The 21389-nt window shown below is 53.4% G+C and carries 16 protein-coding genes and 1 pseudogene; 5 read left to right on the forward strand and 12 right to left on the reverse strand.

What is annotated here, in order from left to right:
- Positions 1-287: 287 nt before the first annotated feature.
- From U1H99_RS20560 to U1H99_RS20570, 3 genes are read right to left on the reverse strand one after another with little or no spacing between them, the layout of a single operon-like run.
- Positions 288-1919 carry a hypothetical protein gene (locus U1H99_RS20560; protein WP_323143573.1) on the reverse strand — a complete coding sequence of 544 codons (1632 nt, stop codon included), beginning with the start codon at positions 1917-1919 and terminating at the stop codon, positions 288-290.
- On the reverse strand, positions 1898-2104 hold the full coding sequence (locus tag U1H99_RS20565) for an ATP-binding protein (RefSeq protein ID WP_323143574.1): 207 nt from the start codon (positions 2102-2104) through the stop codon (positions 1898-1900). Before U1H99_RS20565 ends, U1H99_RS20560 begins: the two co-directional genes overlap by 22 nt.
- Positions 2101-3408 (reverse strand): dsDNA nuclease domain-containing protein, encoded by a 1308-nt coding sequence (locus tag U1H99_RS20570; protein WP_323143575.1) that lies wholly within the window; start codon positions 3406-3408, stop codon positions 2101-2103. Before U1H99_RS20570 ends, U1H99_RS20565 begins: the two co-directional genes overlap by 4 nt.
- 321 nt (positions 3409-3729) lie before the next feature.
- Between U1H99_RS20570 and U1H99_RS20575 the strand changes: the two genes are divergently transcribed.
- Entirely contained in the window at positions 3730-4134 is a 405-nt protein-coding gene (locus U1H99_RS20575; RefSeq protein ID WP_323143576.1) for a hypothetical protein, read from the forward strand.
- Positions 4135-4291: 157 nt separating this feature from the next.
- Positions 4292-4825, forward strand: a complete 534-nt coding sequence (locus U1H99_RS30160; protein ID WP_375341637.1) for an HAD domain-containing protein — start codon at positions 4292-4294, stop codon at positions 4823-4825.
- A gap of 714 nt (positions 4826-5539) precedes the next feature.
- Here U1H99_RS30160 and U1H99_RS20580 read toward each other — a convergent pair.
- The 3 genes and pseudogenes from U1H99_RS20580 to U1H99_RS20590 form a co-directional block, all read right to left on the reverse strand.
- Positions 5540-6684, reverse strand: a pseudogene (locus U1H99_RS20580) (IS3 family transposase).
- A gap of 1259 nt (positions 6685-7943) precedes the next feature.
- Positions 7944-9383, reverse strand: a complete 1440-nt coding sequence (locus U1H99_RS20585; RefSeq protein WP_323143577.1) for a hypothetical protein — start codon at positions 9381-9383, stop codon at positions 7944-7946.
- Positions 9384-9404: 21 nt separating this feature from the next.
- Complete coding sequence (locus U1H99_RS20590) at positions 9405-10253, reverse strand: hypothetical protein (protein ID WP_323143578.1); 849 nt, start codon at positions 10251-10253, stop codon at positions 9405-9407.
- A 212-nt stretch (positions 10254-10465) separates the two neighbouring features.
- Here U1H99_RS20590 and U1H99_RS20595 point away from each other — a divergent pair, with 212 nt between their 5' ends.
- Positions 10466-10729, forward strand: a complete 264-nt coding sequence (locus U1H99_RS20595; RefSeq protein ID WP_323143579.1) for a helix-turn-helix domain-containing protein — start codon at positions 10466-10468, stop codon at positions 10727-10729.
- Between the two features lie 500 nt (positions 10730-11229).
- Here U1H99_RS20595 and arsH read toward each other — a convergent pair whose 3' ends face one another.
- The 5 genes from arsH to U1H99_RS20620 form a co-directional block, all read right to left on the reverse strand.
- Positions 11230-11946: an arsenical resistance protein ArsH gene (gene arsH, locus U1H99_RS20600; RefSeq protein ID WP_323143580.1), complete on the reverse strand. Its 717-nt coding sequence runs from the start codon at positions 11944-11946 to the stop codon at positions 11230-11232.
- Positions 11939-12367 carry an arsenate reductase (glutaredoxin) gene (gene arsC / locus U1H99_RS20605; RefSeq protein ID WP_323143581.1) on the reverse strand — a complete coding sequence of 143 codons (429 nt, stop codon included), beginning with the start codon at positions 12365-12367 and terminating at the stop codon, positions 11939-11941. Before arsC ends, arsH begins: the two co-directional genes overlap by 8 nt.
- Before the next feature lie 15 nt (positions 12368-12382).
- On the reverse strand, positions 12383-13663 hold the full coding sequence (locus tag U1H99_RS20610) for an arsenic transporter (protein ID WP_323143582.1): 1281 nt from the start codon (positions 13661-13663) through the stop codon (positions 12383-12385).
- Positions 13664-13769: 106 nt separating this feature from the next.
- Positions 13770-14249 (reverse strand): arsenate reductase ArsC, encoded by a 480-nt coding sequence (locus U1H99_RS20615; RefSeq protein ID WP_323143583.1) that lies wholly within the window; start codon positions 14247-14249, stop codon positions 13770-13772.
- A gap of 147 nt (positions 14250-14396) precedes the next feature.
- A complete protein-coding gene (locus U1H99_RS20620) occupies positions 14397-14738 on the reverse strand; it encodes an ArsR/SmtB family transcription factor (RefSeq protein WP_323143584.1) in 342 nt (113 codons plus the stop codon).
- A gap of 333 nt (positions 14739-15071) precedes the next feature.
- Here U1H99_RS20620 and U1H99_RS20625 point away from each other — a divergent pair, with 333 nt between their 5' ends.
- Positions 15072-17711, forward strand: a complete 2640-nt coding sequence (locus U1H99_RS20625) for an AAA family ATPase (RefSeq protein ID WP_323143585.1) — start codon at positions 15072-15074, stop codon at positions 17709-17711.
- Between the two features lie 94 nt (positions 17712-17805).
- Here the strand turns inward: U1H99_RS20625 and U1H99_RS20630 are convergent, their stop codons facing one another.
- A complete protein-coding gene (locus U1H99_RS20630; RefSeq protein WP_323143586.1) occupies positions 17806-18825 on the reverse strand; it encodes a toll/interleukin-1 receptor domain-containing protein in 1020 nt (339 codons plus the stop codon).
- A gap of 582 nt (positions 18826-19407) precedes the next feature.
- Between U1H99_RS20630 and U1H99_RS20635 the strand changes: the two genes are divergently transcribed.
- A complete protein-coding gene (locus tag U1H99_RS20635; protein WP_323143587.1) occupies positions 19408-20517 on the forward strand; it encodes a GGDEF domain-containing protein in 1110 nt (369 codons plus the stop codon).
- Positions 20518-21389: the final 872 nt, after the last annotated feature.

Raw genomic sequence — 21389 nt, forward strand, 5'->3', positions numbered from 1 at the left:
GCTACGGACGAGAGCCTTACTGACCTCTTCGCGCGACAGGTAGGTTGCTCAGGTCGAGCTAATGTGGCCTGAGCGTTTCGACCTGAGAGGAGTGGCCACCTGATGTGACTTGTGGTCGGAGTTGAAGGCAAGTACGTCATCAAAATCGAGAAATACTAGAGTCTGCATTCTCGTCGCGTCGTAGCGGTTACACGCCCGGCAGCCAGGTACAGCTGGTCAGGAACGCCCGCCATAGGAGATGCGCGCAAAAGGACAGCAGGTTGGAGCATCCTACGTTAAAGGGTGTCTCAATCTTCGTCCTCATCCTCGTCAGCATCGATGGCGTCGTGCTGGTCTGCCCGTTCCACCGATTCGCTCTCTGCAGCTATCTCGGCAGCACGCTCGCGCTCGGCCGCGATAGCCTCACGCATCGCCTCCACCATTGGCGCTAACAGTTCAACGCCGGCTCGGTACTCCTCCTCACGCAAGAAGTGACGCTTCTCTATGAAGGTTTGAACGGAACAATCCTGCGGTGGGGTCCAGTCAACGGGCACTGATTCATTTGCGATGAAAATCTGCTCTGCTTCAGCATGGTTGTAGACCGCGCTGAGGAGCCGCCCCGTATTAGGGTCGTCCAAGCCTTGTTGACGAGGCGTGTCGACAATGAAGGGGAAGCGCGGCCCGCTACCATATTTTGCGTTGGTTTCCAGCATTGCCATGTGCATAGCCAAGTAGACGCGTGGGCCCGAGCTACCAGCGCCCATCGCTGGCCGCGCTCCGATTTTGACAGAAGCAATTTCCGCCTTGTCGATGCCGAGACGGTCAGCACACGATTTTACTGCGGCCTTGTAAAAGGCTCGTACCTCTTTCACCCGCTCTGCATCCGTCAACGCGTCTAGTTCAGCCTGGAGCTCGCTTCGGCTTTCATCGAGTTCATTGATAGATTCAGACAGTTGTTGGCGTGTCTGCCCATATGCATCTTCAATAGTGGCCAAGCTTTTTGCGGCGACGATTTCGGCAATACCACCCTGCCCCGGCCGTCTTTCAGTCGAAACCCGCAGCGCTTCCATTTGTTTTGTGACACTAGCAAGCTTGCTGCGCAAGCCCTCCTCGCGCTTACTCAACTTGTCCAGCTGAGTCCGTACACTTAGAAAGAGTTGATGCGCTTCGTTGGCATCCGAAGCAAGTTCCACCTTCGCGCGAAACGACAAGCCGTGTGCTTGGCCACACGTTGGGCAGTTCAACTGCTCCTCATCCGGATACGTGGACAGGTATGCAAGGTCCTCTACTAAATCCTGCTCTGCCCGGGCCGCAAGTTGCAGTTCGCCAGTCAGCTCCTGGCGTCGCTGAGCAATTTCGAACAAATCGTTGCGGACCCTGTTTTCGTCATCGACCAATGCCTCTACCTGGCTGGCAACCTGCTGAAGCTCTTTGGCAAACGCGCTTTCATTGAGCGCGGCATCGGACGCCGGCAACATTGCTTTAACGTGCTGGTAGGCGCTCGCCTGCACCTTTGCTTGCAGTCGTAGTTCGCGCAGCTTGAAGACCAGTTCGTCCCGCGTGAGCTGGGCATCAAAGTAGCGCTGCGGCCGCAGGCCCAGGAAGGATTCGAAGACGACTGGCTCCCAGCGCGCGAATTGGGACAGCCGGAGAAAGTTCCCCCATTTCCGCGCCCAGCCCCCTTCTTGGTCGATGTAGAACGGCAGCAGGGCGTACTCAGGCCCTGCCAACGCAAACGCGCCTTCCTGGTGGCGCTGCAACTTCAACGGGAACTCGAACGTATCAGCAAAAAACCTGGCCCATGTTTGGGCGCTTTCGGTCGCAAGTAGGAGCGTACCTTCACCGTCGAAGGCCGCGCGCTGGTCGCGCCCCATTCGAACGAACGTGAACCGCTTCTGCCCGATACTGAGCACTACGCTTACTGCAATATGACGTCCCAATTTCCTGCAATGCGTGTCGACGGCTCGCCGCCGAGCGCCCAAACGAGGTGCTTTAGGATGCGTGACTTACCCGTTTCATTCGTTCCCGCGAGCAGGTTCTTGCGCGGACTGAACTTCAGGAACCGGGCGCTCTCGTCCCTTTCGGATACTAGCCAAAGCTCGTGATAGGTGACGATTTGCCTCATTGCGAGTCCTTAGGTTGCGGACCAGCCGGAACAGATGGTAGTTGTTTTGTGGGGTTTGCATTTTGGGTAATCATGGACATTAGACAGTAAATGTACTCGCGGCTGTAAGGGCGAGCTTCGCTTAACTGCAACTGCTGGAAGTCCTCGAACCAAGCGGAGAAAATATCGGTAACCCTCGGTAGTGAGTTGTACTCCGACCTCGCTTCGTACAGCGATTTGAGGTGCGCGGCTAAGATTGGCACAGGGCCAGCACGGTTCGTGATTTCCATACACGCGCGCACGACTTGCCTCTTCATGTTTCTCACCAGCGTAAACGGCGCCGTCTCGATGTTCAACCGCTCGATAATCTCTTCTACGAGTTCTCGCGCCGACACTGTTTCTTCGTCGGCCGCGGCTAGATAGCGGTCAATGTCGCTTCGCGTGACCGCGCGGCCCAACAACTCGGGAAAATTCTTAGCGTGTCGAGTGCTGCCTGCCCTGAGGTTCACGTACGAAGCGATTATTAGGACCGCGAGAATGGTAGCCGAACCGCTAAGGTTGAGTTCCGACTCCAGTTGCATCTGTGCAAGCTCACCGGCGAGGTACTTATGTGGCTCATTTACCGGGCAGTCGCTCACCACAAGAGCAAAGTCAGAGAAGTCGACCGGCTCGGCCGAGTCGAGACCCAGCTGCTCTCGCAGTTTGGCCTCAATGGCCTGTCGAACTAAAGGGTCGGCAGTAGCTAGCTCAACATTGCTTTGCAGCGAGCTAGCGCCCGAACCGTCTGGCATTTCGAATTGAGCGTCTGACGAGAATTCAAGACGCGACTTCCCCAAAGTTTTGAAACGGCGCCGATGCGCATAGAGTTTGGCCAGGATTGATGGCTTAGGCTTCTTAGGCGCCTTTGACTTCGCAGCCTTCCTGGTTGCCGCTGGTTCAAGGGGTGGCTCCGTCACCGCCCCGCCAGGTTCGACGGGGTTGGCTTCATCTGCCGTCGCTTGCGCATCCTCATCCTTACCCTTCGGCGACGCAATGAGATGATTCAGCTTCCAGTGGGTCGATGCCTCGTGTTTCTTCAGCTGCACGAAACGTACGCCAGTCGGTGCCACGGAAGAATCCAAAACAGCAACGTCCTGCTGCCATTCAAGTACGACGGCGTAGTCGTTGCCGGTCCGGTGGGCGCGAAGGGCTTCTAATACTGCATGCCACACCTGAAAACTGAAGCCGCGGATGGCATGCCGGCCACCGATTTCATCTCCCTTAAAGTCCCGGAACAAGTCCGATGCGACTTGTTGGAGAAGAGGTTCAGTTGGCGCCGTAGTCATGTATTCGATAGTGTCGATATTAAGGTTCGGCGGCGGTCAGGAAATGCGCAATCGCATTGCGGCCAGTTTTGAAGGACCGGGAAGTTACCTTGGGAAAATTGTTGTCATATATAAATCATTGTGCCATAACTGGGTAATTGTTAGTAGTCAGGGGAAGGCTACATTTTCAAGCATGGTTACTGACAGCCGCCGAGTCTTACTGTTCACTCTGTTTATATTACTATAGCAGAAATCATGTAAGTCTATGATTATATTGAATAATTTTGATTTTTTCATTGACCGACCACTGGACAAAAGTTATCTTATGGCCAAGGAGGAGCTATGGAAAACGAAGAAGATTGTGGTGGACTGTTTCATGACCGTGAACCGGACTACAGTGTTGTGCCCCCGCACTTCCCTCGCCCTGAGCCGCACGGCTCGGTCAGCGGATATCAGTCGAAGGTACTACTGAAGATGTACGACGGTAAATTGTATGCCGCAGGATGTACACCTCCAGAACTGTACGCACGGTGGGACAAGTGCGAAGACCTTGCACTTCAGCTAGCTACAAAATCGCTGGAGTCAAAAGAGGGCAAACGCGCACATATGTCTGAAGTCCAGATACTCGAGCAGTATCTGTCCCGTCTCATCGCTACCAAGTGGACTTCTGAAGCCGAAGCACAGTTCGTCATCCGCCGCACGGCGCAGATTCTCGCATGGCCCGTCCCAGCATCGCTGCAGCCTTGAGACGCTCACGCAGTATGACGACGCAATGCTCGTGGCTGCAGCGGAATCGTTTGTATCTGCCTATCACTCTGGCAGTGCCTCGAGTTACGTTAGTCACAACAACCCATCGCTACGAGTCTCGACGGAGGCCTGAGTGAATGCCCATTACATAAAACAGATGAGACCTGTCGTCTTTCTCGACTTCGATGACGTTCTTGCTTTTCATCCCGTCCATAACGGATATCGGGTCCTCGATGCGTTCGCAAACGGAACTACAGACGCTTTGCCTGAGTTATGGCACGAGGTTTTTAATGCAGCCGCCCGTCGAAATTTGCAAACGTTAGACTTCGAATACCAACCACATTATGTAATCAGCTCTTCATGGGCATCGCATCTGGGCCGGAACCAGATAAATGAAGTACTCATGCGCACAGGTCTCGAGTTCGTCAACTCCAATCTCTCAGAACACTGGTGTACTCCTCGCGACACAAACTCGAGCCGCTTGAGTGAAATCGAGACCTGGCTCAAGCGTTACGCGTCAACGGACGCCCTCGCCTTTATTATTCTTGATGACCACATGTCGGGAGGGGCCTTATCCGGGTCTTGGCTCGAAGAGAGAACCGTTTTCTGCGACGCCTGGGTGGGCTTCACTTACGCGAAACTAAGGACGGCGCGGAAAATATTAAAGCAGCCTGTTCGAAATGTTCGCTAGCCCATTAGGAGAGACTTTGGACTCGAACTTTGGTATCTTGCGCATGCTCCTGCGGCCGTTGACCAAGGCCAAGCCAGATTCCCTCGTGCGCGCTTGGAACGCGGCCAGTCTGAGCGAGCAACTCTCACTCGCGGACGGCGGCTGGAAGACGAAGCGCGACAATTCGTCACTTCGCGCTACGCTAAGAATGACGTCGCAGGCCTACCTTAGGACACTTCCATGTCAACCTTCCCAAACACGAGCAGGACTGGGGTCCGCCCCAAATACTCAGCCATCGGTTCTGCGCCCTTTACGATATGCTCTCTAATTCCGAGAAGGGACTTTTCGCTCAAGAAGCGTCTGCGTTTGTCATTGAGTCGCGCAGGCAGCTGCGAAACAATGTAAGTCGTTTGCAACTGGTAGCGTGTACCAGAGGCAAAGCGTTAGCGCCTAGGGATGACGTAAAAAAGAACGCGGCAGCCACAGCGGCTAGCGTCTAAAAACGCCGAGAGCTCGCGGCAAATGGACCTTTTCTTTGAGAGACTTTCATGCTGAAATACATGCAATCAGTAACGAGCGACGAAAAAAAATATCGCATAGTCACCGTAGTCCTTGGATGTATTATGTTTTTTGCTATAGTCGTGCTAATTGCCGTCACCATCGAAGTAAAGCGCTAGAGCTCACAGCACAAATCTTGTGACATTTGGCTTCCCCCCATCGTCACGGACACTTCCGTTAGGCGCATTTTAGATTTTCAAACTGTATCGGGCTGATGTAGCCAATAGTGGAATGACGCCGGCGTGGATTGTAAAACCTTTCAATGTAGTCGAACACATCTGCTCTCAAGTCATCCCTGGTCCGGTAATGCTTTTTGCTAAGGCGCTCGGTTTTCGGGGTCGAGAAGAAGCTTTCCATTGCAGCGTTGTCCCAGCAGTTACCGCGACAGCTCATGCTGCAAACGATGCCGTGGGATTCGAGTAGCCGCTGAAAATTTTCGCTCGTATATTGCGCTCCTTGGTCTAAATGATGCAGCACGGCACGAGGACGGCCGCGACGGAAAATAGCCGTCATCAGTGCATCCATTACGAGCTGCCCCGTCATCGTCGGTTGCATCGACCAGCCTACTACACGCCGCGAGTACAGGTCGAGGACGACAGCGACGAATAACCAGCCTTCGCCAGTCCACACCTAGGTGAAATCCGCGGCCCATTTCTGATTCGGACCTGTGGCTTCAAACTGCCGGTCCAGCAAATTTGGCGCGATGGCGTGGACAGGTGAATCAAGCTGTCCTGGTGCTCGACGCCGCTTATGACGGGCCTTAATGCCAGTAGCTTTCATCAACCGCGCCACACGATTCTCACTGCAGAAGAAACTAGCATCGATAAGGTCTCGCACCACGCGCGGCGAACCATATATGCCATCGCTGGCTTCGTGGCTATCCTTGATTGCTTTGAGGAGTTCGGCATTCTCGCGCTCGTGAGCACTCGCTGGACGCCCAAGCCAATCGTAAAAGCCACTGCTCGATACGCCGAGTAGTCGGCACATCGTTCGCGTTGGCCAGATGGCTCGATATTTGGCGATGAAGCCGCACTTCACTTGAGTTCGGCTGCGAAGTAGCCGAGCGCCTTTTTTAGGATGTCGCGCTCCGTCTTGACCTTCGCCAGCTCGCGCCGCATACGCTCGTATTCGTGGGCCGATACCTTCTCGTGCCCGACTGCGACCCCTGCATCGACGTTGGCATCTCGGCACCATCGTCCCAGTAAATTAGCACCGATGCCAAGGTCGCGGGCTATTGCCGCTTTGCTCGCACTAGGCTGGCCTACCAGCTTGACTGCTTCGCGCTTAAACTCTTCTGAAAATACCCGTCTTTCACGTGCCATGTAATACCTCGATAGGGACAACATACCTATCGAAAGTGTCCGTCGTGGTGGGGGAAGGCAATAGTTCTGCCCTGAGCACTTTCGTACACATAGTTCTGCCCTTGGAGAGGCCAAAGCGTCGCCATTGCACTTGAGACCTGACACAAATTACGCTAACCCGTTGATTTCGGCGGGTCTCCTATAGACCGTTCTCTTCCCAGGCCATCGAATGTCGAGCTCTCGCTCGAACGCCTCTTCCGCAGAGCTTTGCCAGAAAACGCCATTTTCGGGTGTTAATAAGCAGTTGGCCCAAAAACCTCTTCGAGCACGTGGATTGGTGAGGAGACGACTTCTGCCTGACCTCTGCGGTTGCTGCGCTGTCCGGCGCTGCCGTGGGCCCTCGACTCTTGACCGCACAGCTCTTCTCGCTATCGCACTTCTTAGTGCCTTAGCGACATTTTTTCGGCTTTCTAAGCCCCTGAGCGTCAATACCCCGGAAATTTCTCGCGTTCTTAGTGAATTTTGCCGCCTGCAATGCCAGGGACAGGTTCTTGCTCGAGTAAATCTTAGTGGCTCCGCGACAAAACTAGCTACTTCTTAGTGATTGGGCGACAATAGGGGCGGACTTACTCGTTTTCTTAGTGGATTGCGACCTCGGGATGCCGGGCGAACCACGGGGTCCGAGTAATCCTTAGCGGCTCGACGACAGAACCAGCATTTGCTCTAGTGTTTACAGGGCTCCCTCTCCTCAACTGTGAACGTCGTATCTGTAGAAGGCTCGACGCTGACCGTTTCCAGCTTTACCGTGACCGAATCAGGCCAGAGCACGCGGCCAGACGTTCGACTCATCACTAAGGACCGTGACCCGAATGAGTACGTGCAAGCAAATTACGCGTTCGTCGTTGGCAGGCTCCATTTAAGGCTAATACGAGCTACAACGTCATGTTCAATGGCAAGGTGAATGGTGTCGCTGTCTCCAAGTCGTGGAGTTTCACGACCGGGGCAAAATGAGCGACAAAACCTATTAGCTTACTTTAGACTGCTTTCAAGCGAATCTAAGCTCAAGCGTAGACTGGAGTCATTGACTGCTATGTACTCGCTTTGAATGCTTCTTCCTCGGTCATGAAACGCCGATGCGCGGAGGCACTCGCCGTCAGGACCAAAGGCGGCTCACCCTAGCGACCATCGTCCGTGAAGGCATAGTTCTCTGCGACGCTAGTGGTGGCGTAAGTGATGTATAAAAGGGCCAGATATGCCAAACATGAGACGACATGAAGACATTAGGTAAGGAAGTACGCGTCCACTTCCGTCTCGTTTTTCAGCAATAAAGAGTCAGCCACCCCATACTCTCTAGCCAGGTGAATGCTAGCTTCAAGAAGCTTAGCATTATGTGAAAGGTCAAACGCAGCCTTCGTGAGTGCGCCTAGACGGTCGAACTTCACCTCAATCGCAGCAACCTTCTTCCTGAATGCATCGTCAAGGCGTTCAAGTGCCACCTTCATTCGATTCTCGATTTTGGCATGGGCTGCCCGGACCTTATTTCCGAGGCACGAAGACAGGACTTTGCCTGCGATTGAGCCTATGACTGCCCCAAGAATCGGCACCGGTATGACTGCCTGACCAACAGCAGTACAAATGCCAACAATCGCGACGTCAGAGCAAACGAACATGCCCTCGTCTATCAGAGTGTCCAGCGAGATTTTCCCGGCCGTGTAATCCTGAATAAGCGGGGCCAGTCCCTTTACCGCAGTGACGAACGCGCCGGCGAATGGGGCAGAAAGTTCGGCGCAGTTGGTCAGCATGTAGAGCGCGGCGCCGGAAACGGCACCTGCGGCGCCACCCTTAAGCGACTGGACGCCCACCTCTTCCCAATCTTTGCGTGTAAATTCGCCCTTAAAGATATTCTTGCCTTCTTTGTACTTTGCGAAAGCTGCGGAAGCGAACCCCACTGCAGCACCGACGGCAGCTGCTCCTGCTGTCGCGCGCAATCCTTCCGAAAGCGATGGCTGGTGCTCTTGAGCGATTTGCTCCTTCAGAGCGTCGTTTTGCTGCTTAAGGTCCTCCTCATGCGAATTGAGCGTGTCATGCACTTGGCCTTGCTGAACCTCGCCATAAGTGGAGACCGAAGGGCGCACTACTTCTTCAAAGGGCCTTCCTGTCTCCTGCTGAATCTTCTCAACTTTCTCCAGGATGGCCCGCACTGACTTCGAATTTAACCCATCGGTATCGCCCTTGATGACGCGGAGGATTTGGTCATGCTGGTCTTTGGGAATATGGTAAAAACTCCCGTCCTTGCCGAAATCTTCGTAGTCCCCCATGTGCTTAATCACATGGCCCAAAGTGTTGTTACTGCCATTGATGAACTTAGACTGGACGTCAAGACCATTAATTTGGTAGTCGATGCCGGCCGTGCGACCGACACCATCCATGGTGGCTGATGGCGAGGCGCTAGCAAGCACGTCTCTGGCCCGACGCACGCCGACTTCGACATGCTCAGCAATCTCACCATGCTTCGTCGACTCGTTCCCTAGAATATTTTTGGGGGACCCAATGAAATCTCTGACCTTTTGCACCTCATCCATCGCGCGCCCCCAAGCCGCATCTTGGTTCGCCTTCTGAAGTAATTCGTCAGCAAGGCGCGCGTCGTTTATGCCTCCGACGAGAGTCGCATTGAGTTGGTCAGCCAGTGCCGAGCTGTGTGCTTTTGTTTTGGTAGCCATCTAGGTCCCGCTCGATGCTCATTAGGAGATTTTTTTGTTGAGCAAGTGGCTCAGAGTCTGGACGTGGTTCACTAACGCACCTATCTGCGACTTCTGCTGCGAGGAGAACTTGCGATAGTCGCCAGGAGCATCGTGCTTAAGACTCTTCAGCAACGATTTCATGCCGTCAGTGTGCTGCGTAGTGAGGTCCAAGAGCTTTGTTATTTCGATAGCAGCATGCTTCAATGAACGGATTTCTGCCTCGATTGGAAGCCTCTTCTCGTTAGCTTCCTCTGCAGTTTTTTTATTGGCCTGTGCCACATATGCAGCACCTCCCGCGGCGGCAAGACCAGCTAGCCCCCAACCTACCGGGCCAGCAAAAGCAAGGAGGGCTCCTCCCGCTGACATCCCGCCGCCTCCAGCTATAAGTGCGCCGCCACCCAGCCATGCCAAAGCAGCGTTAGTCGCCGCTGCACCAGAGAGCGTTGCGATTGCGGTGCCTGTAGAGGCGGTACCAAACGTCGTGGCGATAGCCATAGCAGCGGTAGGCCCGAGCAGCGCAGTTGCAGCTCCAGCGGCAACGCCAGCACCTGTCCCAGCGCTACCCTTAACTGTCGCATCGTGAAGCTTTGCATCAACATCGTTGACGACACCGTCGAAAGTTCGCAGCTCAACCTTGTATTCGGCGAAGGCACGACTGTACTCCTTCGGCGTTGCAGTCAGGCTGTTCACGTATGTCTCTACTTCGGCAATGAGGCCTTGGCTGCTATCACGGCGTAGCGCATACAGTTTAGTACTAAGTTTTGTTACCTGATAAGCCTGCGCGCCGTGTAATGCGACAGCTTCGGTGAGCTTGCTTCTCGCGCTTTCAACTAATTCTCTGTTAAGCATCCTACTCTTCCCTTGACTTTGATTTTTGCGCGCTAACGTTACCGTAATATATTTGGCACAACGGTGATTTTATCTTAGAGCAAGCTTTCACAGGGGCATCTAAGCGAGAGCGAAACTGGCAATGTATCTGAGATTCAGATATCTTACGTTTATCTGCTATTCAGCTATATTGACTTTATCTGAATTTCAGCTAAATATAGAATGCTTTCACTATGTCTTTCAGGCCAACTTTCCTTCCGCTCCTCAACGCTCCACAACTTGGCCAGCTTCTGGTATCAACGCGCAGGCGACAGAAGCTCACGCAAGCTGCGGTAGCCAGCCGCGTTGGACTGAGTCAAAACCGCGTCTCGCACCTGGAGAGACATGCTGACGAAATTAGCGTTAAGCAGTTGCTCAGTTGGTGCTCGGCACTTGAGCTGGAGCTGCAGTTGGGTGAGAAAGATGCTACTGCTGCAAACAGTTCGGCAGAGTGGTAGTCATGGGCCGCCGCTCACACAGCCAAACCGTTCACCCAAGGTGTTGTAAAGGAATGATTCAGTCGTTTTCTTATGCTCACCTTAGACCCAAACCAGGCAGGCCCTTACCGCCTGAGACGGCTACTCCCCGTCGGTATTGGTACGCACGTTCAGCTTCCAACGAATCTCACCTTGGGAAGCCGCGTGCTGGTGATGATTTTGAGGAGGAAACGGGTCGCCCTTATTTGAAGTTATCTCCTTCTTGCACCCCGTGCATCTATAGATGCCGGATACAGGCACCTTAACTGAAGGCCCAAAGTCTTTCGTCCAATGGGCGCCTGTTCCAGTAGTTTTTGTTAGCAACGAGCTATCGTTAATCCAAGACATAAGCAAACCTCGTGAACTGAAACAATGGCATTAATGCTATCAAACAACAATGCAGCACGCCATTACTTTCTGGCTGCGAGTTCCACCTCATCGGCGAAGGCAGCAGTTGGAAGCGGCTGATGGACACCCTGCCCTCAAATCTTTTTAAGCTGTTTGTTAATGGAAGCCAATGCCTGCTCGTTACGCTCGCTATAGCGGTCTGTTAGATAGTTGGTGCGCCCCCGGAGGAGCAGCGTCATCTTAAACAGCTCCTCCATGACGTCGACTACCCGGTCATAGTACGCAGAGGGGCGCATACGACCTGCGTCATTGAACTCCTTGTATGCCATCGGGACCGATGATTGATTGGGGATGGTGAACATACGCATCCACCGACCGAGCAGCCTCAGAGTGTTCACAACGTTGAAGGACTGCGAGCCTCCGCAAACCTGCATAACCGCCAATGTTCTCCCCTGGCTCGGTCTTAGGGCACCCTGCTCAAGGGGAACCCAGTCAATCTGGTTTTTCATTACCGCCGTTACGGCTCCGTGGCGTTCCGGACTGCACCAAACCTGGCCTTCAGACCATAGGAAGAGGTCGCGCAGTTCCCGCACCTTTGGATGGTCCTCTGGGACACTTCCGGCCATAGGCAACTCCAACGGGTCAAAAATCCTAACCTCCGCGCCAAAGTGTTCCAGGATACGTGCAGCCTCTTCGGTTAGGAAGCGACTAAACGAGCGCTCACGGAGCGACCCATATAACATGAGGATACGTGGCGGATGGTCAAAATCGCCCGATGTGGCCAACTTTGCCATCGACGGGATGTCGAGCTGCGCAGCGTTAACGTTGCGAAGGTTCGGAATCTTACCCATGTTTGACTCGCTGGCCGTTGTCGTCGACGACGCGTTCCCCATCCTCTTTGGTGAATTGCCCTTTTTGAAGAACCGACAGAATGTCGAGCACAGCCTCGGAAGGCCGGCAAAGGCGTATGCCAGCTGGCGTGACGACAAACGGCCGATTGATGAGGATGGGATGCTCGAGCATTGCGTCCAGCAGTTTTTCGTCGGTTAGGTTGGAGGCGTCCAGGCCTAGTTCAAGATACGGAGTCCCCTTCTCTCTTATCGCTTCCCGTACCGTGAGGCCAGCGTCGCGGATAAGGTATACAAGCGTTGCCCGGTCAGGCGGGTTCACCAGATACTCGACAATTGTCGGTTCAATTCCCGCATTGCGAATCAACCCTAGGGTATTGCGGGACGTCCCACAGTTCGGGTTGTGATAGATGGTCACGTTCATTTAATTTCTCCTATATCAGCTCAGGCGTACTGCCAAAGCTGCGAGTGTGACGAGCAGAACAGGCAACGTCAAAACGATACCTACTCGGAAATAGTATCCCCACGAAATCTGGATATCTTTTGTCGACAAAACGTGGAGCCACAAGAGGGTGGCCAAGCTGCCAATTGGGGTGATTTTTGGCCCCAGGTCACTACCGATGACGTTCGCATACACCATGGCTTCGCGCACGACGCCCTGCGTGCTCGTCGCATCGATAGACAATGCGCCAATCAGGACAGTCGGCATGTTGTTCATGATTGAGGACAAAATAGCCGTGATGAACCCAGTACCCAGAGCCGCCCCCCAGACACCGTAGCTAGCACAGTCATTCAACGCGGACGTCAGGTAACCCGTTAAGCCAGCGTTACGCAAGCCGTACACCACCAGGTACATCCCGAGAGAGAACACTACGATTTGCCAAGGGGCGTTTTTGATGACGTCTGTAGTCGAGATTTTGTGTCCTCGCCCCGCCACGAGCAGCAACAAGACTGCGCCTGCGGCCGCGACGGCGCTAATCGGCACCCCGAGGCCCTCAAGCCAGAAGAATCCGACTAGAAGCAGGCCTAGAACCCACCATCCGGTTAGGAAGGTTGCACGGTCATGGATTGCCTCGTTAGGACGCTTCAGCTGCTTTAAATCGTACTGCGTAGGTACATCGCCTCGGAAGTACCACATCAGCGCAGCTAGGGTAGCGACTATAGCTACGATATCTACCGGTACCATCACTGAGGCGTAGCGAGCGAAGCGTATGTTGAAATAATCTGCCGACACGATGTTGACCAGGTTCGACACGACTAGGGGCAAGCTCGAGGTGTCCGCAATAAAGCCTGCCGCCATCACGAAGGCCAAAGTTGCCTTCTTCGAGAAGCGTAGCTCACGCAGCATGGCGATTACGATTGGCGTCAGGATGAGGGCGGCGCCATCGTTGGCAAACAGTGCTGCGACTGAGGCTCCCAGTAAAACCAGCAAAACAAAGAGCCGGCGGCCGTTACCTTGCCCCCAACGAGCGACATGGAGGGCCGCCCATTCGAAGAAACCAGCCTTATCCAAGAGAAGACTGATAATGATGACCGCTACAAACGTCCCAGTAGCATTCCACACAATGTGCCAGACGACGGGAATATCGCTAACATGGATGACGCCGGCAAGAAGCGCGACTACGGCCCCGGCAGCAGCACTCCAGCCGATTCCAAGCCCGCGGGGCTGCCAAATTACGAAAACGAGAGTGGCGAGAAAGATTAAAAACGCAGTTAACACCTGAATTCCTTGATGGTAATTCGCGAGCCGCGCCCACGACGGCAAATGGTCGACCGGCAGCGAATCGTGACTCTTCCGGGAGACGGTACGGACGTACGGTGGAGAATTACGCCTGAAGTGCGCCGATACGGTCGAGCTCAGCCTTTAACGTTGCTTTATCGTTCTCCAGCTGCTCAAGAGGTAGCGCCAGGAAGGCTTCGATGCGTGCTCGAATGATTCCGTAAGAGTGATTGAATACCGCTTCGATTTCTTCCTCTGTCCCAACTACATGGCTTGGGCCTTCTAAGCCCCAGTGTGTACGCAGCACAGGGCTCAAATAAGCCAGGCAGGTTTCGCCTGCAGCACTGCTGCAAACCGTGACAACGATGTCGGGCGCCACCGGTAAGTCATCCCAGGACTTGCTGAAATATTCTTCGGTCGATATGCCCTTCCGATTAAGGAGTGCGACTGCTCGCGGGTGGAGTTGGCCCGTCGGCTTGCTGCCAGCGCTGATAGCTTGTAAACCGGGTGGAGCGAGATGGTTGAAGGTTGCTTCGCTGAGGACGGACCTACAGGAGTTTCCTGTGCAAAGAAAGAGAACGTTCATAGTTTTGGCTAGTACAGTAGTTGTGATTTAGGTGTTAAACCGAGGCATTGCCAACGGCATCGATTTCTTGCTGAGGGCGTTCAAGGACGTGAACGGGAAGGCTGAAAAAGGTGCCTAGGCATGCGCCTGAGTTTGGAGCGTATGGCCTCAGGTCGGAGCTACGTTACGCGCTTCAGGTCCACACTTGGCATCGGGTGCACAAGGCACTCCCCCACAACAATTCTCTGTCAGGAAACTGATGAGGCCATTCATCGCATCGACATCCGCCGAATAAATGACAAAGCGTCCTTCCTGCTTCGACGATATCAATCCCGCATGAGTGAGCTCCTTCAAATGAAAGGAGAGCGACGATGGCGCCATGTCGAGATGCTCAGCAATTTTGCTAGCGGCCATTCCTAGCGGCCCTACTTGGACTAGCAATCGAAAAATTGCCAGTCGAGTGTCCTGCGCCAAAGCAGCCAAGGCCGCCAGCACCTGTTTTGTTTCCATGAAGACATCCTTTGACACTTTTACGATTTTCGAAGTATAGTACCCTGATTTATTCGACATTTCAACGAATATCGAAATGTCTTGGCGCTGCTGAGTGAGACCTCTACGCTTTACTCGTTGACAACGAGTCGCCACGAGGGGAATGTAGCTGGGATGCTCAGACGAGACTACCTGGCAGTGCTAGCTAAATATTTAACCTGTGCTAGGCACTAATCCCCTTCGCACTCAAGTATAACCGCTGGGTCAACCATTGCTGTAAATCGAAACATTGATAGCACGACTCCATAAATCCATGTCAATATTGCCAGTATTAAACCTACGCAAGGTGATTCCGTGTCGATAGTTGGCGAGATAGTAGACTGGGCAAACCAGCAATCCGAATGGGTTTCAGATGCCGTCCGAAGGGTCTTCGAGAAGGGTGAACTTCACGACGACGACATCGAGGATTTAGCGGCCCTCGTAAAGACAATGCACGGCATAGCAGATACTAACGGCCGAACGGCCGTGCCAATGAACAGAGCTCAAGTTCCTACAGAGAAGGCTAGCGATGGGCCAGTCAGCGTGCTCGCGATTAAAGCGCCCAAGCATATCAACGCGATAACTGTTCAAGATGGCATTACTTTTGAGGCCGCTGGCTTAACGATTGTCTATGGTAACAACGGCGCGGGCAAATCTGGGTATGCTAGGGCGCTCAAAAGGGCCTGCCGTGCCCGGAAAGCGGAGGACATATATCCTGACGTTTTTTCGTCCAGTAAGGTGTCGGCGCCTGCCCAAGCAAGATTCGAATGGCAAGTCGGGCAAACGACGGCCGCCGATGACTGGATTAACGACGGCCGAGCGACTCCCGCGCCGTTATCGCGTATTGCCGTTTTTGATAGCCACTGCGCCAGGGTGTTCGTGGATGACCAAGCATCTGTGTCGTACATACCTTACGGACTAGATGTCCTGAAAGAATGTGCAGCTGTGATGCGAAGAGTCCAAAAACATGTTGAGGATGAGGCCGCCAAAAACCGGGCTGATGCGCGCAAGCTTGACTCACTTCGAACAGAGACTACAGTGGGTGAGCTTATCAAGACGCTCAAACACTCGTCATTACTTCACGTGTTTGAACAACATGCCACGTTAACAACTGAAGAGTCTGAGGAACTTCTCGTTCTAAGGAAGCTCCTCGGAGACGACGACCCTGCAAAAGCTGCTGTCGCTCTCCGCCGGGCCGTTGGTAGATTGCAACTTTTAGAGAACGAACTAACAGCAGTTGCCAGCCCGCTCACCGACGAGCACATAAACGCGCTGGAACTGGCGTTTAAGCAGCTGGTAGCGGCTGAGAACGCATCGAAGCTCGCTTCACAGGCCGTAACGGATAATGGTCAGGCGCTCGCAGGCACGGGCACTGAACCATGGGAAGTGCTGATGCGCAGCGCAATGGAGTTCACTACCAAATCAGCTTATCCCGGACATGAATTTCCTCCTGCAGTCGAGGACGCGAAATGCGTACTTTGCCAGCAACCACTATCGCTAGAAGCGACTGAGCGCTTGCGGAGGTTTGTAACCTTTTTGGACACCGAAGCGCAGAAGTTGTACACCGAAAAACGGCTTGAAACTGCAGCGTTTTATAAGGCCATTACACGGGTAGACATTGATGGTTTCTTGGCCGACACAGTACGACTTGATGAGCTGAAAGAGGAATACCCTGCAATCGAACTCAGCCTTCGAGAGTTTGTCGCCGCTCTGCAGCGCCGCAAAAACGACATTATTGCAGCCGCTCCGCAACGAACTGTCGGCGAACTCTTCGGTCTCCCAGAAAGTCCTGTGCCGGCGCTTCAGAGGCTGATTGAAGGTAAAACACGCCATGCGACACAGCTTGAAGGCGCTCTAACCCCGGAGGCTAGACAGCTTAAAGTACGCAGATTGAGGGAGCTTGAAGCGCGAGTAAAACTTGGTGAGATGCTACATCTTGTATCGGACTCGATAAATGAGCTCAAGCGGGAGCACGCGTTTGCTGAGGCCAGCAGAGCTTGTTCGACCACCTCACTCACCCGTAAAATAAACGAGCTCTACGACCGAGTCGTCACTACAGAACTGGAAGATGCTTTGATGCGTGAGTGCAGTGAACTGGGTATCAATCCGGAGCTCATTGGACTGGAGATGTCCGGACAACGTGGAACCCGAATGCAAAAGCTCAAGCTTGCTGCAAGCGCTCAGTTTTCTCGCGTTAAGCCATCTGGCGTCCTTAGCGAGGGTGAACAGCGCGCCATCGCCCTTGCGTCCTTTCTAGCCGAGATAAGCCTAGAGCAAGATGGGTCGGGTATCGTTTTTGATGACCCAGTATCGTCGGTCGACCACGTTCGACGCGAGAAGATTGCTCTCCGTCTTGTCAAAGAGTCGAAATCTCGGCAAGTGGTAGTTTTTTCGCATGACTTAGCATTTGCTTGGTCATTACGAGATTTGGCAAAGCGAAACGGAGCGCCCCACTCCGAACGGTTTGTATTTTCAAACCAGACCAGCAAAGGTAATATCGCTCCCAATTTTCCTTTTGAAGCTAAAAGACTTGACGCTCGAGTCAACGACCTCAAGGCCCTAGCCGCACGCGCGAGGAAACAGCTTGAAAAAGAAAATGATTATGAGGCCTACAACGACCTCGTGCGTCAGGGGTATCGAAAGATGCGGGATACCTGGGAGCTCGTGGTTGAGGACCTCCTGTTCAATGAAGCAGTGAAGCGCTTCCGACGGTCAGTAGAGACTCAGCGCCTGGCGTCTGTACATGTAAGTGATGATGAGGTACAGGCCGTATCGCGGGGTATGACACGCTGTTCATACTTTACTCATGAAGGCGGTGCCGAGGCTCCACCTCCCTTACCTCAACCTGATGAGTTTGAAGCGGACCTGCAGATGCTCGAGAGTACCGTTACACGCTTGAAAGCTCAGCAAGGGGAGGTGGAAAAAAGGCGTAAAAAAGAGGGTCTACTAGGGTAAACCTGCAGCGGCATAGCGACCCTTACAAGGACGTATCTTATGTGCGGTTTGAAATCGGGGACCCGGACGCATTCTACTGCAGCCGGGTCCCGCATCAACGCTGTAGTGGTTCGATAAAGAGGCTCCAGAAGTACTCTGATATACCTTGCTCAGAAAGCTGTGACTCCCTTTTCCCATGGAAAGACTGCATACCAATTGACTTGAAATACATGGACTGGGTGTCAGACTCAATCATAGCTATTTCGTTAGAGCTGCCTTCCGGTGCATTTGCGCTAAAGGAGAAGGATAGGGATGGAGAACGTCCTCCCAAACCACCTACCCGTACCGAACATTCAGCGACGCTTTTCCCGTCCCGGTATGCTATGGCGGAGAAGCGTTGGGCATCGAGACGTTGAAAGCGTACTTGAATACCTTGATTGCGAGCCGCCAGTTCTTCTAACGACGCATCAAAGAACTTCGCCATATAGTCAAACGATTCGTGCAAAAACTTATCGCGGTCTAAGTCCGTGAATTCCTTCTTGAGCCGCAAGTTACTGGACCTTGGTCTGTCCTGCGCAGGTTGGCCCAGCCCAGCATTCGATATCCATGGCTGATTTACACTTGAGGCCGGTTGAACGACTCCTCCAATTGCCCCAAGACCTGCGACAAGCGGGCTAGCGGTCTTCGGAGCTACACGAGCCATCTCCTCAACCGCCTTACGGATTTGGCGAGTCACGTCGGTCCATGCTTCTGCCTGATTGGCCCAGATAGTCACAGCCTTTCCGTCTTTCGGAACAGCAAGTAGCCCAGCAAACGGGGCGGTATGCCAGTCACACGGCTCAAGAATCACAGGGATGACACGAGCAGTACCCTCGACATGCCGCTCTAAAGCCCTCTTCATCTCGATAGAAAAGCAGTACCTTGAAGCAAGGAAATCCGCGCTCACTAGTAACAGGATGACATCGGCACTTTCCAGATTCTCATCAATCGTCCCATCCACGCTTGACCCGGCAGTAATGCCGCGGTCGTGCCACGTCTCTATGAGACCTTGGTTTTTCATAAGCGAAAGGTGGACTTCCAATCGGTCGCGAAGTTTCTCATCAGCATGACAGTAAGAAAAGAAAAGTTTGGCCATGGTTTGCATCTCTTGATTAGACAGTCTCATGTTGTTCGATGTGGCATGCGCATTCGATGCTCGATTATGCAACTGGTGCTCTAGCTCCACGTGTCAGTCTACATCGACCACTGGCACTAGACCCGCGTCAGCGGAAACAGCTACTGTTCGTTACCTCATGTCGAACAGCGAAGGTAACCCAGCGCCCGGCGTCTCCGTGGGACAAAGTACCGGACTTCATTTTCTAAGTCGAACTGCACATAGAGGAGGTCCTAGCGTTCTGGAAGGCCAACGGCAGTGCGCCGAACGTCTTTTGTCCGCATTTCCGCCAACGCCTGCAGGCGAGTTATCCCGAGCAAGAAAAACTTAATCAAACAGTTCGGCCCCTGACGCTACGGTAATTGTGCAACAGCCCGTTGCACAATTGACCTCTGTATGAGCGACATTCCATTGATAGCTCGGAGCGTCGTGCGAACATTATTCAGTTCGATGTGCACCGGTTGCTCGGCGGCTGAGCCAACGGATGTGCGAGCAGTAGGTTGACCCCATAGTGCAACAACACGTGCGATAATGTCCATGTGGAAACTTTTGTGAACCATAAAGATGAGCATTAACGTACTAAAGAAGTTTGAGCTTGAGCCGTATTTCGTCATTCCTGGGCTCGCAACCGAACGCGGACAAGCAACCGCACGCCTAGCCTGGACAGCATTTTTCGCCCTCTACCTTAGCGCAACTTACTCGAAATTTGGCTACACAGCAGAATACGCCGCAGCTTGGGTTGTACTCATTTTGCAAGTGGCAGTCGCGTCAGTAGCGATGTGCGTAGCGTTAGAAAAATCGGAAAGCGGACAAGTGTGGCGTACTTCCACAACGCTGCTTGACCAGGTAATTTTCGCGGTTATGCTCATGTGGACAGGCGAAATCGCAGTTCCTTTCGCTCTGACTTCCCTGCTCCTCATCTTTAGCAGTTACCTGCGATATGGGCGAAATTACGGAGTGCTTTCTTGGACGGTCGGTACCGTTTGTACGTTGCTCGCCGTGATGTGGTCCCCATACTGGAGCCAGTATCCCAGCTTTGGGGTAGCTTTGCTAGCTACCATGGGGCTGGTCCCGCCTTACGTGTTTCGCCTGATAGATTGGCAAGCGCTAGATTTGCGTACCGACACGCTCACGAAGCTGCGAAACAGACGTGGCTTTGACGAGCTTGTCAACAAATTGTGTAGTGACATTGCTGGCGCAACGCAGCATGGCGTCATTGTGCTTATCGACTTAGACGGGTTTAAAAAAATCAACGACGAGCAGTCTCATGCCGGCGGCGATGCGGTGCTAAAACACGTGAGTTACTGGCTGAATGTGGAGCTAAGTAAGCTCGGAGTGCCTGCCCGATTTGGTGGTGATGAATTTGCCGTCATCATCAATAAGTTGGTCGGCCGTACAGAACTGGAAACAGCGCTCAGTCGGTTTCTCGAGCGAGCAGTAGGCGTGGGTGAGCTCTTTGGCAGTCCACTCAGCGCGAGTGTCGGTGTGTACTACGTAGAGCCCGGCTCAGTGACGAACTCAAGCTTCGTATTCAAAGCTGCAGACAAGCTAATGTACCTGGCTAAAAAGCTGGGCAAAAATCAGTATCAGACCTCAGTGGGAGCCACATTTGGTCCGGATGGCACACTTCTTACTCACCCGGCTCAATCAGAGGACGAAAACCTCAATGCATAGTTTTATGTAGAACTCCTCATGATGAGCACTCGGCATCTTCTTCAGGCACGGCTAGGCCGACGAATCTACGCTTCCAAGACGATGTCGGCCTTGGTGTTTGCATTGCTTTATTTGAATACGCACGTATGCTCGTGTAGCGCTTCAGGAGTGCAGGAGAACAGCTTCTTCGGGCGGCCTAACCGTTGAGTCAACGATGTATCCCTTACGGCCATGTTATTTTTTTTGAATGCAGCCCAATGTAGAGTTGGTCACACTTCGCTGGCGCCTCCGGAGACTCGCAATGCCCGCCGCATACATTGAGCATCACCTCAAAAGCAGTGACAAAAACGCCGGAACTACCCATCATGTCGTCGTGGATGGGAAGGAAGTGTCTGAGCACAAGACTCAGCAGGCAGCGAAGGACTATGCTTGCAAAGCCGGGTATCCTCCAGTACATATTGCCCGCGAGCGGCATCTGCAAAACAGAGACATCCCTGACCATTTCCGTGTCGACCCTTGTTGATGAGCTAAGGGCGTTACCCAGGTCGGCAGCGACCTGGTCCAGTGGACAGAAGCCCGGCCCCTTCTTTCGCTTCCAACGAACGGCGCCGGACGACACCAACCAAGTACCTGCTAATAGCCTGCTGAGCCCTTTACTTTGGCGGAGGGCTCCCTTCTCTCATATTGCGGTACCTCAACTATAATCGGCAGCGGTGACGGCTCCGTGTACGGCTCCTCACTACCTAGTGCCAACATCGAGCTAGCCGGAGTGCCGCAGAAGAAACAGCGCGTGAATCGTATTGTGGACACCGTGCGTGTTCCGTATGTCTCTACCGCCTCAGCTTCGTCCATTGACGCCAAAAGTGCGTTCGTCTTCGCAACTGTGGTAGCTG

Source organism: Massilia phyllosphaerae, from assembly GCF_034659755.1.
Lineage (GTDB): Bacteria > Pseudomonadota > Gammaproteobacteria > Burkholderiales > Burkholderiaceae_D > Telluria > Telluria phyllosphaerae.